The following is a 16,058-nucleotide window of genomic DNA, read 5'->3' as shown; positions in this document are numbered from 1 at the left end:
GCCTTGACTTCCCCGGCCTCCCATGAATGTTGCGCGGAACACTGAATCCCCGAGCAGGCTCCGAGAATTATGTCCGCCTCCATGCACCGTTACCGCTCTCACACCTGCGGCGCGCTCCGCGAATCCGATGTCGGCGAGATCACCCGCCTGTCCGGCTGGTGCCACCGTATCCGCGATCACGGCGGCGTGCTCTTCATCGACCTGCGCGATCATTACGGTATGACGCAATGCGTCATCGATCCGGATTCCCCGGCCTTCAAGCTGGCCGAGACGGCGCGTTCCGAGTGGGTGATCCGTGTGGACGGCAAGGTGCGCAAGCGCCCCGCCGGCACCGAGAACCCGGAACTGCCCACCGGCCTGATCGAGGTCTACATCACCGAGATCGAGGTGCTCGGCCCGGCGGACGAATTGCCGATGCCGGTTTTCGGCGATCAGGAATATCCGGAAGAGACCCGTCTCAAGTACCGGTATCTCGACCTCCGCCGCGAGAAGCTCCACAACAACATCATGAAGCGCGGCGCGATCATCGATTCCTTGCGCACCCGCATGAAGACGGGCGGCTTCTTCGAATTCACGACGCCGATCCTGACGGCGTCCTCGCCGGAAGGCGCGCGCGACTTCCTCGTGCCCTCGCGCATCCACCCCGGCAAGTTCTACGCGCTGCCGCAGGCTCCGCAGCAGTTCAAGCAGCTCATCATGATGTCCGGCTTCGACCGGTACTTCCAGATCGCGCCCTGCTTCCGCGACGAGGATCCGCGCGCCGACCGCCTGCCGGGCGAGTTCTACCAACTCGACGTGGAAATGAGCTTCGTCACGCAGGAAGACGTGTTCCAGATGATGGAGCCCGTGGTCCGCGACACGTTCAAGGAATTCGCGGACGGCAAGCCGGTGACGGACGTGTTCCCGCGCATCCCGTATTTCGAGTCGATGCTGAAATACGGCTCGGACAAGCCCGACCTGCGCAACCCGCTCATCATCGCTGACGTGTCGGAGGTGTTCGAGCGTGAGGACGTGACCTTCAATGCGTTCAAGAACGTGGTGAAGGGCGGCGGCGTCGTGCGCGCCATTCCGGCGACCGGTGCTGCCACGCAGCCGCGCTCCTTCTTCGACAAGCTCAACGACTGGGCCCGCTCGGAAGGCGCGCCCGGCCTCGGTTATATCGTGTTCGAGGAAGAGGGTGGTCAGATCGTCGGCAAGGGCCCGATCGCCAAGTTCATTCCGGACGCCGCTCAGGCCGCCATTCGCGAGAAGGCCGGCATTAAGGCCGGTGATGCGGTGTTCTTCTCGGCAGGCGTCGAGGACAAGGCGGCGTCTCTGGCCGGCAAGGCGCGCATACGCATCGGCGACGAATTGGGTCTTGGCAACAAGGACCAGTACGCCTTCTGCTGGATCGTCGACTTCCCGCAATACGAGTGGAATGAAGACGAGAAGAAGATCGACTTCTCCCACAACCCGTTCTCCATGGGCAACATGGATCACGACGCCTTCATGGCGCTTGATCCGTCGGACAAGGACAAGATCCTCAAGATCACGGCCTTCCAGTACGACATGGTCTGCAACGGCTATGAGATGGCTTCGGGCTCGATCCGTAACCATCGCCCCGACCGGATGGTGAAGGCCTTCGAGATCGCAGGCTACGGCGAGCAGGAAGTGATGGACCGCTTCGGCGGCATGTACCGCGCGTTCCAGTACGGCGCGCCGCCCCACGGCGGCATGGCAGCGGGCGTGGATCGCATCGTGATGCTGCTTTGCGGTGCGCAGAACCTGCGCGAAATCACGCTCTTCCCCATGAACCAGAAGGCGGAAGACCTGCTGCTCGGCGCGCCCTCCGAGGCGACGACCAAGCAGTTGCGCGAGCTGCACATTCGCGTGAACGTTCAGGAGAAGTGAGGCCATCGTCGCGATGACCTCCACCACCGCCATCGTCGTGGCCTTCGACAGTGCCGACGCGCTGCCGGAGTGCCTCGGCGCTCTGAAGGCGGAAGGGGCGCCAGTCATCGTCGTCGACAACGCCTCGACGGACGACACTGTGACGGTGGCCGAGCGCTTCGGCGCGCAGGTCGTCCGCAGCGCGAAGAACGAAGGCTATGGCCGCGCCAACAACCGCGGCGCGCTTGCGGCGCAAAGCGAGTTCATCCTGATCGTGAACCCGGATTGCATCGTCGGGGAGGGGAGCGTTGCGGCCCTTCTCGATGCGGCGCGCCGCTATCCCGATGCGGGGCTCTTCGCGCCGCGCATCGTCGAGCCGGACGGGCGGGTGTTCTATCAACCGCGCTCGCTGCTCTCGCCCTATCTCCCCAATCCCGACGGCAAGCTCGTTCTGCCAGAAGGCGAGGCCTGCGCGCCGTTTTTCTCCGGCGCGTGTTTCCTCATCCGCCGCGATCTCTTTCTGCGCATCGGCGGGTTCGATGAAAGCATCTTCCTGTTCTACGAGGACGATGACCTTTGTCGCCGCGTGGCAGATGCAGGCTCCGCGCTCATCTATGTGCCGCAGGCCACGGTGCGCCATGCGCGCGGCAAGTCGAGCGGGGCAAAGGCCGGACGTGTCTTCAAGTCCCGCTGGCATCAGGCTTGGTCGCGGGCTTATGTGAGCCGGAAATACGGCCTTCCCAATCCGGCTCCCGGCATGTTCGCCATCAACGCCCTGAAGACACTTGGCGTCGCGCTCACTTTCCAGCGCGGCCTGATCGAGCGCTATGGCGGCTCGGCGGCGGGAGCCTTCGCTTTTCTGCGTGGGCGTAGTGCTCTTGAACAGGAGGGGCTGGCATGAGTTCGCTCTGGTCCATGTCTCCCACCGTTTCCACGGCGATGGCGCAGGAGCGCAATCATTTCACCGTCATCCGCCTGCTGCTGGCGCTCGCCGTCGTCGTCTCGCACGCGGTCAGCGTGACGTCGGGCAACGTCGCGGACGAGCCGCTCGCCGCTTCGACCGGGTTCACGCTGGGCGAACATGCGGTCAACGGCTTCTTCGCCATTTCCGGTTTTCTCGTCACCATGAGTTTCGACCGGCGCGGCTGGCGCGATTATCTGATCGCGCGCACCTTGCGCATCGCGCCCGGGCTGATCGTCGCCGCGCTCGCGGTCGCACTTCTGCTGGGCGCGGCCGTAACGAGCCTGCCCATGCGGGATTACTTCGGCAGCGCGGGCTTGTGGCGTTTCATCAGCGCGACGCTGACGAGCTTCAAGAGCAACATCGCACTGCCCGGCGTGTTCGCGGACAACCCGCTTCAATTCCCGATGGGCACTGTCTGGACACTCAAATACGAGGTCCTGTGCTATGTCGGCGTCTTTGTTTTGGGCCTGATGACCCTGCTGCGTTCGCGGATCGCGGCGGCGCTCCTCGTCATCGGCTTGTTCGCCGCGCTCGTCGCCCTCGACCATCTGCGCCCCGACGCGCCGAAAGGAATCGAGACGGCGCTGCGCCTGCCGCTGATCTTCGCCATCGGTGGAGCACTCTATGTGTGGCGCGATACCATGCGCCTGTGCGGACCGCTCGTGCTGGCCCTTGCCGTCATCACATGGTCCGCCCACGGAACGGCGCTATACAAGGCGCTGCTTTTCACAAGTTCGGCCTACGGTATCCTCTGGCTCGCCATGACGCCGGATCTTGCGCGGTTCTCCTGGGAACCCAAGGCCGACCTGTCCTATGGCACGTATCTCTACGGCTGGCCGATCCAGCAGGCACTCCACGCGCTGTTTCCGACGGCGGCGGCCCTTGTCCTGCTTGGCCCCTCGCTCGTCATCACTCTCGCTGTGGCGGCTGTGTCATGGTTCGCGGTGGAGAAACCGGCTCTCGGCCTGAAGGCACGAGCGCTCAACCGCCGCCCGCTCCGGGGGCGTCTGGAAACGCAATCATCCTCCTGATCGCCTCAGCGCAGCCCTCATCCTGAGGAGCGGCGCAGCTGCGTCTCGAAGGAGGTTCCAGCACGTACTGGAGACGCCTCGCCCTTCGAGACGGGCCTGACGGCCCTCCTCAGGGTGAGGCTGCGTGGTTGGGTGGTCCGGAGTTTGCCATAGCTCCCACCTCATCCTGAGGAGCAGCCGAGGGCTGCGTCTCGAAGGATGTTCCAGTGCGCTCCGGAAACGCCGTTCCGAACAGGACTCTCAAGCCTTCCGCAGCGCCCGGACGGCGGCGATCAGTTCTTCGACACGCCCGCTCTGCAGAAGCGGAATCAGGCCTGCCACCTGTTCCTGCGGCAAGTCCCACCAAGCCGTTTCCAGCAAGGCGGCGATTGTGGTTTCATCGAAGCGGTAACGGATGATCCTGGCCGGATTCCCGCCCACGATGGCGTAAGGCGGCACGTCCCTGGTCACGACCGCATGAGCCGCCACGACCGCCCCATGGCCGATGGTGACGCCCGACAGGATCATGGCCCCTGAGCCCAGCCACACGTCATGCCCGATCGTCACATCCCCGCGAGACGTATGGTAGTCATGGCTTTCGGGGGCCGAGGGCCAGAGTTCGCGCAGGGCTGAAAAGGGGTAGGTCGTCACCCAATCCACGCGATGGTTGCCGCCGAGCAGGATCTCGACCTTGTCCGCGAAGGAGCAAAAACGGCCGATAGTGAGCTTCTTTCCGGCCTCCGGAAACCGCACCTTGGGGCGGCCATAGCTGAAAGCGCCGATCTCGTAGCCATACTTTTCAACCAGCCGGCTCAGGTGGAGCCGGGTCTGGTTGTGAGGGTTGCGCCAGTTCTTCAAGCGGTGCTTCAGTCTCATGGCGCGCATACCACACAAGCGGGAAGGCCGTTGACGAGAGAGGGCCGGGCGCGCACAAGAGCCCTCGTAAAATAAACGACACGGGCGGAAAGAGGAGCGTTTGGGATGGCTGACAACATCTCGCAGGATCTGAAATCGGGAGCGCTCTTCTATCATCGCTACCCGCGTCCAGGAAAGCTCGAGATCCAGCCCACGAAGCCGCTTGGTAACCAGCGCGATCTGGCGCTGGCCTATTCCCCCGGCGTGGCGGCCCCTTGCGAGGCCATTGCCGCCGATCCGTCCGAGGCGGCGAATCTGACCTCGCGCCAGAACCTCGTGGCCGTCATTTCCAACGGCACGGCAGTGCTGGGGCTCGGGGATATCGGCCCGCTGGCCTCAAAGCCGGTGATGGAGGGCAAGGCCGTCCTCTTCAAGAAATTCTCCGGCATCGACGTCTTCGATATCGAGATCGCGGAAAAGGACGCCGACAGGCTCGTCGAGGTCATCGCCGCGCTGGAGCCGACCTTCGGCGGCATCAACCTCGAGGATATCAAGGCCCCCGAATGCTTCGAGGTGGAGGAGCGCCTGAAGGCTCGCATGGGCATCCCGGTCTTCCATGACGACCAGCACGGCACCGCCATCATCGTCGGTGCGGCGGTCACTAACGCGCTCGAACTCGCCGGCAAGAAGATCGGCGATGTGAAAATCGTCACCTCCGGGGCCGGAGCTGCGGCGCTCGCCTGCCTCAACCTTCTGGTTTCGCTTGGAGCCAAACGCGAGAACATCTGGGTCACGGATATCGAGGGCGTCGTCTACGAGGGCCGCGAAAAGCTCATGGACCGCTGGAAGTCGGTCTATGCGCAAAAGACCGACGCGCGCACGCTGGTGGAAGTCATCCCGGATGCGGACGTGTTCCTCGGCCTTTCGGCGGGCGGCGTGCTGAAGCCCGAGATGGTGACGAAGATGGCGCCGCGTCCGCTCATCCTCGCGCTGGCCAACCCCTATCCTGAGATCATGCCGGAAGAGGCGGAGGCCGCCCGTTCCGACGCCATGATCTGCACCGGCCGTTCGGATTACCCGAACCAGGTGAACAACGTTCTTTGCTTCCCCTACATCTTCCGCGGCGCGCTCGATGTGGGCGCGACCACCATCAACGAGGAGATGAAGGCCGCTGCCGTGAAGGCGATTGCGAGCCTTGCCCGCGAAGCGCCGTCCGAGGTCGTCGCCCGCGCCTATGGCGGCGAGGCGCTGCCGTTCGGACGCAAGTCCCTGATCCCGAGCCCGTTCGATCCGCGCCTGATCCTGCGCATTGCCCCCGCCGTGGCGAAGGCCGCGATGGATTCAGGCGTCGCCACCCGCCCGCTGGACGATCTCGAGGCTTATGCGGACTCGCTCGCCCGCTTCGTCTTCCGCTCCGGCTTCATCATGAAGCCGATGGTGGCCAAGGCGAAGGCGGACCCCAAGCGCGTCATCTATGCCGAGGGCGAGGAAGAGCGCGTTCTGCGCGCGGTGCAGGTCATCGTCGAGGAAGGCATCGCCAAGCCCATTCTCATCGGCCGCCCGAACGTGGTCGAGGCGCGCATCAAGCGGTTCGGCCTTTCCCTCGCCATCGGCAAGCATTTCGAGCTCGTCAACCCCGAGGACGATCCGCGTTACCGAGACTACGTCGCGACCTATGTGGAGGCGGCGGGCCGCAAGGGCATCACGCCCGATGCCGCGAAAACGCTGGTGCGCACCAACAGCACCGTCATCGGTGCGCTGGCCCTGCGGCGCGGCGATGCGGATGCGCTGATCTGCGGCGTCGAAGGACGCTTCCAGTCGCGTCTGAAGCACATCAAGGACATCATCGGCCTCGCGCCCGGCGTTCACGAGATGGCGGCGCTCTCCCTCGTCATCACGTCGAAGGGCGCGTACTTCCTCGCCGATACGCATGTGCAGTTCGATCCGAACGCGCAGCAGATCGCCGATATGACGATTGCCTGCGCGAGCCATGTGCAACGCTTCGGCATCGCGCCCAAGATCGCGCTTCTCTCCCATGCCGATTTCGGCGCGGCGGACACGCGCTCGGCGGTTAAGATGCGCGAGGCGCTCGCCATCATCCGCGAGCGCGCGCCTGAATTGGAAGTCGACGGCGAGATGCAGGCCGATGCGGCGCTGTCCGAGATGATCCGCGACCGCGTCTATCCGGGCTCCCGCCTGACGGGCGAAGCGAACGTCCTCATCATGCCGAACCTTGATGCGGCGAACATCGCCTTCCAGTTCACGAAGATCCTGGCGGATTCGCTCCCCGTTGGCCCGATCCTCATCGGCCCTGCGAAGCCCGCGCACATCCTCACACCGTCGGTGACGGCGCGCGGCATCGTGAACATCACGGCGATTGCAGTGGTGGAAGCGCAGGCGCTGGTGGAAAAGAGCGCCTAGAGCATGATCTAAAGGCGCTCACTCCGCCTTCGCGGAAATATCGAGCTTGTCGAGAACGGCGGCGGGTTCCGTCTGTGCCGCCAGTTCGACCACGCTGAGCCCGGCGGGGTCCTTCGCCTGCGCCTTGATGGTGAGACGTCCGGGCTTGGCGATGAACTTCGCGATGGTCTGGCTCAAGAGTTGGGCCTTTTGGGAATTGCCGATCAGCGAGGGAACGAGAACCGCCGCCGCCATCCCGTAGTTGCGCCGCACGGCCTCCGGCTTCGTCTTCTGATCTTTGGCTTCCTTGGCGATGTAACGATCGAAGAGGCCCTTGTTCTCGATGAAGAGTTCCACCGATTTCGCCTTCGCTGCCAGAAGCGCAACGCTCGCGACGGCGGTATCCGCATGGAACACGTCCTTCGATACGTTGCCGAGCGTCCCTCGCAGGGAGACCTGCCCGATGTCCTTGCCGTCGAAGAAAAGATCGCGGATTTCGATCTGGTTGCGGGCCTCATCCCAGGCGGACGAGATCAAAAAAGAGAGGTCGATGTCCTTGTAGCCGAGGTCGAGGAGATCCTTGATCCCTTCCTCCTTGCTCCCGGCCGGCAACGCCATCGCGTAGTGCTTGATGCCGAAGCGCACATTCGTGGCGACCCCGTTCATCGGCTTGTCCGCCGTGAGTTCAATTTCCTCGACGGAGGCCTTGATGGGATCGGGCTTCTTATTCTTTTCCGCCTTGCCGCGCGCCTCGATGGCAAGGCCGGAGATGCGCACGGTGCCGATGGTCGGCACGAGACTGCGCAACGTCGTCGCGTCGAATTCCTCAAGCGGCTTGCTGCGCAGGGCGCGCAATCCGTTCAACGTCGGCTCAAATGAGAAGCCGGTAAAGCTGATCGTGTCGATCTTGGCCTGACCATCGTCCGCGGTGAAGAGCATACCCTCGATGCGCATGTCGGCCGGCTGGCCGTTGCTCGCGCTTGTATAGGCCGCGCGATTGATACGGACGTTGCCGCCATCCTTGGTGCGGTCGGTGATGTCGATGCCCGAGGCTTCCACGAAGCCGATATTCATGGCGCTCAGAAGATCCGCCAACGATGAGGCAAGACGTCCCTGATCTTCCTTGGCCACCTTGTCCGTCTCGGACAGTGCGGTGAGAAGGGAAAGGGTGCCCGACCAGGAATCCTCCGTGGGCCGCGCGGTGAAGTCCCGCCCGGTGATCTTCGCGATCCTGGCAACGGAACCGTTGCTTCCGGTCAAGACGGCGTCGCTGATAGAGAAATCGCCGTAGATCTTCGTGAGCGGCTCGTTCGGAGAGGTGGCCTTTTCCAGATAGAGACGCGCCATCGCGGCAAGGTCCAGCTCAGCGATGGTGGAGGGGCCCTGCGTGAACGTGTCGACGCCGCTCTTCTGGGTGATTTCCTGCATCGCCGTTTCGGCTGCGATGGTCGCGATGCGCCCTTGCGTGACGTTGGACGCGACGATGTTCCTGTAAATCGTGCGCTGCGCGAAGCCAGCGAGCTTCTGCTCGACGACGAGTTCGGGAATGACGATCTGTTTTGCGTTCAGGCGCTTGAGGCGCTCCGCCATCGGTGTCGTCGCCTGCCCGTCGAAAATGGCCTCGATATCGGCGCGGGGCGACGACACGCCCGAGAAGCCGATCTGCTTCGCCCGGTAAGTAGTTGAGCCGATGGCCAGGGTTACATTTTCAAGGGTGAAGGTGTCGGCGGATTGCGCGAGGGCCGCGCTCCAGAGCGGAGCACGAACCGAGCCGATGGCGATGCGCCCCGAGCCAAACTCACTGGTGACATTCCGCAACAGCGGCGGCTCGAAGGCGAGGCCCCCCATGCCAGCGAGAATGGCGAGTGCGCAGACGCTGGATCGGAATGGGGTTCTCATGGCTTCTCCTTGAGGCAGGCGCGGCGCCTACCTTTGGCATCAATCGCACCTTACGCAAAGAGAAGTTTAGGCCGATAAGCCTAAACTAGAGCGCGAATGAGGTTCCGCAGCCGCAGGAAGCGACGGCGTGAGGGTTCTCGATCTTGAAGGACTGGCCGATGAGGTCGTCCACGAAATCGATCACCGATCCATCCATGTATTGAAGCGAAACCTGGTCCACGATGACCGCCGCGCCGTCGCGCTCGACCAGAAGATCGTCCTCCTGCCGCGCGTGGTCCACGTCGAACGCATACTGGAAACCTGAACAGCCGCCGCCGTTGACGCTGATTCTCAGCATCGAGCCGGAAGGTTCCGACGCCATGATCTCGTTGATGCGGTGGGCGGCGCGTTCGGTCAGGGTAATGTCGGGCATTGCTGCATCCGGGGCTTGGAGAGTTCGCTTGGACAAGTCTTGGACAACCATTCGCGTTCAAGGTAAGTGCCGAACGTCAAGGCTTCAACCCAAGGACTATGCCATGCGGCCCTTTGGCGAAAGATGGCGAGCCCCTTATGCCTGCGATCCGGCCCATAGCCGGGGGCGGCTTTATCCGGAGGCGGCGTCTCCGACCCGCAGCGAATTCCAACGCGATAGGGACCGGATCATCCATTCCTCCGCCTTCCGGCGGCTGAAGCACAAGACGCAGGTTTTCGTCTACCACGAGGGCGACCATTTCCGGACGCGCCTGACGCATACCATCGAGGTGAGCCAGATCGCCCGTGCGCTCGCCCGCTCGCTGGGGTTCGACGAAGATCTCGCCGAGGCGCTGGCGCTCTCCCACGATCTCGGCCACACGCCCTTCGGCCATACGGGGGAGGACATCCTCGACGAGTGCATGCGGCCCTTCGGCGGGTTCGACCACAACGCGCAGGCCCTGCGGATCGTGACGCGGCTGGAACGGCGCTATGCGGCCTATGACGGCCTCAACCTCACCTGGGAGACGCTGGAAGGGCTGGTGAAGCACAACGGGCCGCTGCTCGACGCGAAGGGCGAGCCGACCCTGCGCTATGTCGCACGCGGCGTGCCGCTGGCGATCCTTGAATACAACACCCAGCAGGACCTTGGCCTTGCGACCTATGCGAGCGGCGAAGCGCAGATTGCGGCCATTGCCGACGACATCGCCTACGACGCCCACGACATCGATGACGGCTTGAGGGCAGGGCTCTTTCGCATCGAGGACCTGCGCGAGGTCCCCTTCCTTGCCGGGTTGTTGGAGGAAATCGACGCCCGCTATCCGGGCCTTGAGGAATCCCGCCGCATCCACGAGTTGACCCGCAGGCTCATCACCCGCTTCGTCGAGGACGTGGTGGCCGAGACGGATCGCCGCCTGGCGGCTCTTGAGCCTCAGAGCGCCGATGACATTCGCGGCGCGGCGGATACCCTCGTCTGCTTCTCGACTCCCATGCGAGAGGCGGAGGCCGCCGTGAAGCGCTTCCTCTACGCGCACATGTACCGCCACCCGGACGTGATGGCCGTGCGCCGCAAGGCGGACGATATTCTGCGTGACCTGTTCTCCCGCTTCAAAGCCGATCCTTCGGCCATGCCGGAGGAGTGGAGGGCGGGGCTGGAGGGTGCCGACGAGACGCGCCTTGCCCGCCGCGTCGCCGACTACATCGCTGGCATGACGGACCGCTACGCCGTTCAGGAGCATGAACGCCTGTTTGACGTAACTCCCGACTTGCGTTAGGCGCGCCCAAGCTTATGGCCGAAAATGGCCTCGAGAAAGTACGATGAATATCTTCGGATTGTTTGAGAAACGTGTCGCGGAAGCTCTGGAACGCCTGTCCGGAGCCGGTCAGATTCCGGCGGGCCTCGATGCCAGCCGCGTTGTGGTCGAGCCCCCGCGCGATCCGTCCCATGGCGATCTCGCCACCAACGCCGCGATGGTTCTCTCCAAGGAAGCGCGGATGAACCCGCGCGTGCTCGCCGATCTTCTCGTGGCCGATCTCAAGACCGATCCGCGCGTCACGAAGGTCGAGGTCGCGGGCCCCGGCTTCATCAACATCACCCTCGCGCCCAAGATCTTCCATGAGGTGCTGCAGGCCGCGACTCGCGATGCGGAAGGCTTCGGACGCTCCACCCGTGGCGCGAACCACCCGATCAACGTGGAATACGTCTCCGCGAACCCGACTGGCCCGCTCCATGTGGGGCACGGGCGCGGAGCCGTGTTCGGCGATGCTCTTTCATCGCTGCTCGCCTTCGCCGGCTACAAGGTGGCGCGCGAATACTACATCAACGACGCTGGTGCCCAGGTCGATGTTCTCGCCCGCTCGGCCTACCTGCGTTACAAGGAGGCGCTCGGCGAGGATATAGGCGCCATTCCGGAAGGCCTTTATCCGGGCGATTATCTCAAGGTCGTGGGCGAACGGCTGGCGCGCGAGCACGGCAAGGCGCTTCTAGACAAGCCCGAAGCCGAATGGCTCGCCACCGTTCGCGATACCGCCATCGCTTCCATGATGGACATGATCCGCGACGATCTCGCCGCGCTGAACATCCATCACGACATCTTCTTCTCCGAGCGCTCGCTGCAGCAGGGGGCTGAGGATCAGGTCGCCAAGATGATCGCCGAACTCCGCTCGCGCGATCTCATGTACATGGGCCGCCTGCCGCCGCCCAAAGGGCAGAAGGATGACGACTGGGAAGACCGCGAGCAGCTTCTGTTCCGTGCCACCTCTTTCGGCGACGAGGTCGATCGGCCTCTCCTGAAGTCGGATGGCTCCTACACCTATTTTGCCTCCGACATCGCCTATCACCGCTCCAAGTTCGAGCGCGGCTTTGCCTCCATGATCGACGTGTGGGGCGCTGACCACGGCGGCTATGTCAAGCGCATGCAGGCGGCGGTGAAGGCTGTCACGGAGAACAAGGGCGACCTCGATGTGAAGCTCTGCCAGCTCGTGAAGCTTCTGCGCGACGGCGAGCCGGTGAAGATGTCCAAGCGCTCCGGCGATTTCGTGACGCTGCGCGACGTGGTGGACGAGGTGGGGCGCGATGCCGTCCGCTTCATGATGCTCTACCGCAAGAACGATGCGCCGCTGGATTTCGATCTCGCCAAGGTGGTCGAGCAGTCGAAGGACAATCCGGTTTTCTACGTCCAATACGCTCACGCCCGCTGTGCTTCCGTGTTCCGTCAGGCGGCGGAAGCTTTCCCGGGTGAAGATTTTTCTGCGGCCAAGCTTGCAAGTGCTGACTTTTCAGTGCTTCAAGACGACGCTGAATTGGATCTGATCCATCGTATTGCGCAATATCCGCGCATGGTCGAAGCAGCCGCCGAGGCTCATGAGCCTCACCGGGTCGCTTTCTACCTGTATGACCTTGCGAGTTCGTTCCATAGCCTGTGGAACAAGGGCAAAGACTTGCCGCAATTACGATTTGTTAATCAGACTGATAAAGATTCAACTCAAACGAGGCTCGCCCTTGTCCATGCCCTGAAGGGGGTTCTGGCATCGGGCCTCTCCATTTTGGGCGTCACGGCACCGGACGAGATGCGCTAGCGATTGCAAGGCAGCCTTAGCTTTGCCCAGATCGCATGCTGGTGGTGTGACATCATAAAGGCACGGGCGGCTTTCGCCTGTGCCGAGCCACCGGAGGTCCGGCACCATGAGCGAATCAGCCAAGCCACGTTTCGCGGTTGATCTCGACGATATCGAGAAGCAGCTGGCCTATACGCAGCCGGCGTCTGCGCAGCCTGCCGCCTCGACCAGAAACGATCCTCTGGCGGAGCTGGCCCGTATCGTCGGACAGGAGGACCCGTTCCAGTCCCTGCTTTCCGGCAGCCCGGCTCCCCGTCCGCAGGCGGGTGGAGCCGTCGATCTCGATGCTCTGTTCCCCTCGCAGGAACGGACAGCCGCTGCTTCCCGGGCCTTTCCCGAGCCTGAACTTCGCGTCGGCCTGGATACGCCCGCGGCCTTCGATCTCGACCAATATCAGCCCGCCGCGGCGACAAGCCGCACCTATGCCGAACCGTCCCAGCCTCAGCGCGACAATGCGCAGGATCAGGCCTACGGGCAGGACGCCTACGACCAGAACTATTATGCGGCCCCTGCCTCCGGTCCCGTCTATGCCGAGGAGGAGGTCGACGAAGAGCCGGTTCGTCCTCTGAAGCGTCATGGCTCCCGGAAGGGGATGATGACTGTCGGCGCGGTTCTCTGCGCCGCGGTCGTCGGGGGCGGCGCGGCCTGGTATTTCTCAGGCAGCACGCCCGCGCTTTCCGGCGGCAAGCCCCCGCTGATCCGGGCCTCCAAGGAACCGACGAAGGTTCAGCCCGAAAATCCGGGCGGCGTCGAGATTCCGAACCAGAACAAGCAGATTTACGAGCGCGCGGCGCAGCCGGCCGAAACCAAGGTCGTCAACCGCGAGGAGCAGCCCGTCGACGTCAAGCAGGCGACGCGCGTCGCCTCCGCCGACGGAACGGGCGCTCCGGCCCCTGCCGCCTCCAGCGCGAACGGTTCCCTCAATCTTGGCGAGCCCCGCAAGGTCCGCACCGTCTCCATCCGTCCCGATGGAACCGTCGGTGACGCGGCTCCGGCTGCCCGTCCGGCGGCCCCGCAGGTCGTTTCCATGCCGCCCGCCACCCAGCCAGCGGCCCAGCCGAAGCCTGCGGCTTCGACGCCCGTCGCTCCCGCTCCGGCGGCAAACGCCGCGGCTCCCGCCGCGCCTGCGGCCAAGCCCGCGCCGACCATCGGTTCTCTCGCTCAGGCGGGCGCAGCTCCCGCCGCGACAGCTCCGAAGCCCGCTGCTCCTGCTCCTGCCGCGCCTGTTGCTCCTCCGGCCACCACGCCGCAGCCGCAAAAGGTTGCCGCAGTGGCTCCTCCCGCTGCCGCCGCTCCAGCGAGCGCAGAGGGCGATGAGGCTGCGAGTGCTACTGGTCCCTTCTCGGTCCAGCTCGGCGTCCGCTCGTCGGAAGCAGATGCGCAGGCCGCTTTCCGTCAGTTCCAGAAGAAATTTGAGGATCTCGACGGTGTTGCGCCGATGATCCGCAAGGCCGAGTCCAACGGCAACGTCATCTACCGCGTCCGCACGACCGGCATGTCCCGTGAAGAGGCCTCCGCGCTTTGCGCCAGGGTCCAGGGGCAGGGCGGCCAGTGCTTCGTTGCCAAGAACTGATCGCGAACGGATCGCCTGAACGCGGCTTGACCGCAATCGGCGGTGGACTTAAGGCGCGGGGATGAACACCCGCGCCTTTATTGCTGGCTGCGCCGGCCATACCCTTTCCCCTGACGAAGAAGCCTTCTTCCGGGAGGCGCAGCCATGGGGTTTCATCCTTTTCAAGCGCAATATCGACACGCCGGAGCAGGTCCGCGCCCTCTGTGACGCCCTGCGTACCGCGGTCGGCCGCGCGGATGCGCCCATCCTGATCGACCAGGAGGGCGGGCGCGTCCAGCGCATGGGGCCGCCGCATTGGCCAAAGTATCCGGCGGCGCGCGCTTACGGCCTGCTTCACGCCAACGATCCGCTGATCCAGCGCGAGATCACCCGGCTCGGGGCCCGGCTGATCGCCCATGACCTTCTCTCCGTAGGGATCACGGTCGATTGCATGCCCGTGCTCGACGTGCCGGTCCCCGGCGCGCATGACGTGATCGGGGATCGCGCCTATGCCCACGCGCCCGAGAAGGTTGCGGTTCTCGGCCGCGCCAGTGCCGAGGGGCTTCTGGCGGGCGGGGTGCTGCCGGTTGTCAAGCACATGCCGGGGCATGGACGGGCGGGGGTGGACAGCCACCTCTCCTTGCCGGTGGTCGATGCCTCGCTGGAAACCCTTGAAAACCATGATTTCAAGCCGTTCCGTATCCTGGCGGATATGCCGCTCGCCATGACCGCCCATGTGGTCTATACGGCTATCGATCCGGACAATCCGGCGACGACATCGAAGACGGTGATCGGCGAGATCGTCCGGGGCCGGATCGGCTATGACGGGCTCCTGATGAGCGACGACCTGTCGATGCAGGCCCTGAGCGGGTCGTTCCGGGAGCGGGCCGAAGGGGTTTTCCGGGCAGGCTGCGATGTGACGCTGCATTGCAACGGCAAGCTCGAGGAAATGATCCCCGTGGCGGAAGCCTCGCCGATCCTGGCGGGGGACGCGCTGCGCCGGGCCGAGGCGGCCCTGCGGCTCATCCGCCACGATCCGGAGCCTTTCGATCCTGTGGATGCCCGCGCCAGGCTCGATGCGGCGCTTGCGGTGGCCGTTTAAGCGTCCGAAGCTGCGGCTCGGGTTTTTAACAGAGTTGGTTGATGGCAGAGGCCCTACCTTTCGAGGACGTCGAATTGGCCGAGCGCGGTGACAGCGAACCCGCGCTCCGCGTCGACGTGGACGGCTTCGAAGGGCCTCTCGACCTCCTGCTCGAACTCGCCCGCCGCCAGAAGGTCGATCTCCACAAGATTTCCATCCTCGCGCTGGCCGAGCAGTACATCTCCTTCATCGAGGAAGCCCGGCGCATGCGCCTGGAGCTGGCCGCCGATTACCTCGTCATGGCGGCGTGGCTGGCTTACCTCAAGTCGCGCCTGCTGCTGCCGGAGCCGCCGAAGGGCGAGGAGCCGAGCGCAACGGATCTGGCCTCTGCACTCGCCTTGCGCCTGCGTCGGCTGGAGGCGATCCGCGAGGTCGCCAAGAAACTGGGCGAGCGGGACTGGCTGGGCCGCGACGTTTTCGCGCGCGGCGCGCCGGAGCACGTCCAGATCCGCAAGGAAGCGCAATACGAGGCGAGCCTTTACGATCTCCTCTCGGCCTATGCGCGCCAGCGTCAGATCGTCTTGAGTTCGAAGGTGACGCTCTACCAGCGCCGGGTGTGGTCGCTCGTGGATGCGCGCGAGGCATTGGAGCGTCTCGTCGGCCATCTCAGCGATTGGGCCACTCTCGACAGCTATCTGGTTCATTACATGGTGGAGCCGTCCATGCGGTCCACGGTGCTCGCCTCCGCCTTTTCGGCCACGCTCGAAATGGTGAGGGAGGGCAAGATGACGGTTCGCCAGGATGGAGCGTTCGCTCCCCTTTGGGTCAAGGGCCTGGAAGGGGCGGAAGCGCAGGATTGAT

12 protein-coding genes are annotated in these 16,058 nt (G+C 64.2%); 9 read left to right on the top strand and 3 right to left on the bottom strand.

Translation table 11 applies throughout. From position 1 onward, the window contains the following. Window positions 1-81 precede the first annotated feature (81 nt). The 3 genes from aspS to DQW91_RS13920 are packed head-to-tail and all read left to right on the top strand — an operon-like array spanning window position 82 to window position 3,864. Window positions 82-1,890, top strand: a complete 1,809-nt coding sequence (gene aspS / locus DQW91_RS13930) for an aspartate--tRNA ligase (RefSeq protein WP_112664339.1) — start codon at window positions 82-84, stop codon at window positions 1,888-1,890. 13 nt (window positions 1,891-1,903) lie between these two features. Further along, window positions 1,904-2,770, top strand: coding sequence for a glycosyltransferase family 2 protein (locus DQW91_RS13925; protein WP_112664249.1), 867 nt, complete (start codon window positions 1,904-1,906; stop codon window positions 2,768-2,770). Continuing rightward, entirely contained in the window at window positions 2,767-3,864 is a 1,098-nt protein-coding gene (locus tag DQW91_RS13920) for an acyltransferase family protein (protein WP_112664248.1), read from the top strand. The genes DQW91_RS13925 and DQW91_RS13920 overlap by 4 nt, the downstream gene beginning before the upstream one ends. 240 nt (window positions 3,865-4,104) lie before the next feature. On the opposite strand, the gene DQW91_RS13915 is transcribed toward DQW91_RS13920, so the two are convergent. Continuing rightward, window positions 4,105-4,719 (bottom strand): CatB-related O-acetyltransferase, encoded by a 615-nt coding sequence (locus DQW91_RS13915; RefSeq protein WP_112664338.1) that lies wholly within the window; start codon window positions 4,717-4,719, stop codon window positions 4,105-4,107. 105 nt (window positions 4,720-4,824) lie between these two features. Here DQW91_RS13915 and DQW91_RS13910 point away from each other — a divergent pair, with 105 nt between their 5' ends. Continuing rightward, window positions 4,825-7,119: an NADP-dependent malic enzyme gene (locus tag DQW91_RS13910; RefSeq protein ID WP_112664247.1), complete on the top strand. Its 2,295-nt coding sequence runs from the start codon at window positions 4,825-4,827 to the stop codon at window positions 7,117-7,119. An 18-nt stretch (window positions 7,120-7,137) separates the two neighbouring features. Here DQW91_RS13910 and DQW91_RS13905 read toward each other — a convergent pair whose 3' ends face one another. Together DQW91_RS13905 and erpA are read right to left on the bottom strand one after the other, a co-directional pair. After that, the gene (locus DQW91_RS13905; RefSeq protein WP_112664246.1) at window positions 7,138-8,997 is read right to left on the bottom strand and encodes a hypothetical protein; all 1,860 of its coding nucleotides are present in this window, start codon (window positions 8,995-8,997) and stop codon (window positions 7,138-7,140) included. A gap of 85 nt (window positions 8,998-9,082) precedes the next feature. After that, on the bottom strand, window positions 9,083-9,409 hold the full coding sequence (gene erpA / locus DQW91_RS13900) for an iron-sulfur cluster insertion protein ErpA (protein ID WP_112664245.1): 327 nt from the start codon (window positions 9,407-9,409) through the stop codon (window positions 9,083-9,085). Between the two features lie 103 nt (window positions 9,410-9,512). On the opposite strand from erpA, the gene DQW91_RS13895 reads away from it, so the two are divergent. The 5 genes from DQW91_RS13895 to DQW91_RS13875 all read left to right on the top strand — a co-directional run bounded on the left by DQW91_RS13895 (window position 9,513) and on the right by DQW91_RS13875 (window position 16,057). Next, window positions 9,513-10,721 (top strand): deoxyguanosinetriphosphate triphosphohydrolase, encoded by a 1,209-nt coding sequence (locus tag DQW91_RS13895; protein WP_112664244.1) that lies wholly within the window; start codon window positions 9,513-9,515, stop codon window positions 10,719-10,721. A gap of 43 nt (window positions 10,722-10,764) precedes the next feature. Continuing rightward, a complete protein-coding gene (gene argS / locus DQW91_RS13890; protein WP_112664243.1) occupies window positions 10,765-12,525 on the top strand; it encodes an arginine--tRNA ligase in 1,761 nt (586 codons plus the stop codon). A 106-nt stretch (window positions 12,526-12,631) separates the two neighbouring features. Beyond that, window positions 12,632-14,137, top strand: coding sequence for an SPOR domain-containing protein (locus DQW91_RS13885; RefSeq protein ID WP_112664242.1), 1,506 nt, complete (start codon window positions 12,632-12,634; stop codon window positions 14,135-14,137). A 61-nt stretch (window positions 14,138-14,198) separates the two neighbouring features. After that, window positions 14,199-15,218, top strand: a complete 1,020-nt coding sequence (gene nagZ / locus DQW91_RS13880) for a beta-N-acetylhexosaminidase (protein ID WP_112664241.1) — start codon at window positions 14,199-14,201, stop codon at window positions 15,216-15,218. Window positions 15,219-15,259: 41 nt separating this feature from the next. After that, the gene (locus DQW91_RS13875; protein ID WP_112664240.1) at window positions 15,260-16,057 is read left to right on the top strand and encodes a segregation and condensation protein A; all 798 of its coding nucleotides are present in this window, start codon (window positions 15,260-15,262) and stop codon (window positions 16,055-16,057) included. The last annotated feature ends 1 nt before the right edge of the window (window position 16,058 follow it).

The organism is Microvirga flavescens (assembly GCF_003290125.1).
Lineage (GTDB): Bacteria > Pseudomonadota > Alphaproteobacteria > Rhizobiales > Beijerinckiaceae > Microvirga > Microvirga flavescens.
Note: the sequence above shows the minus strand (reverse complement) of the source record. Positions and strands in the feature narration are given on the sequence as shown.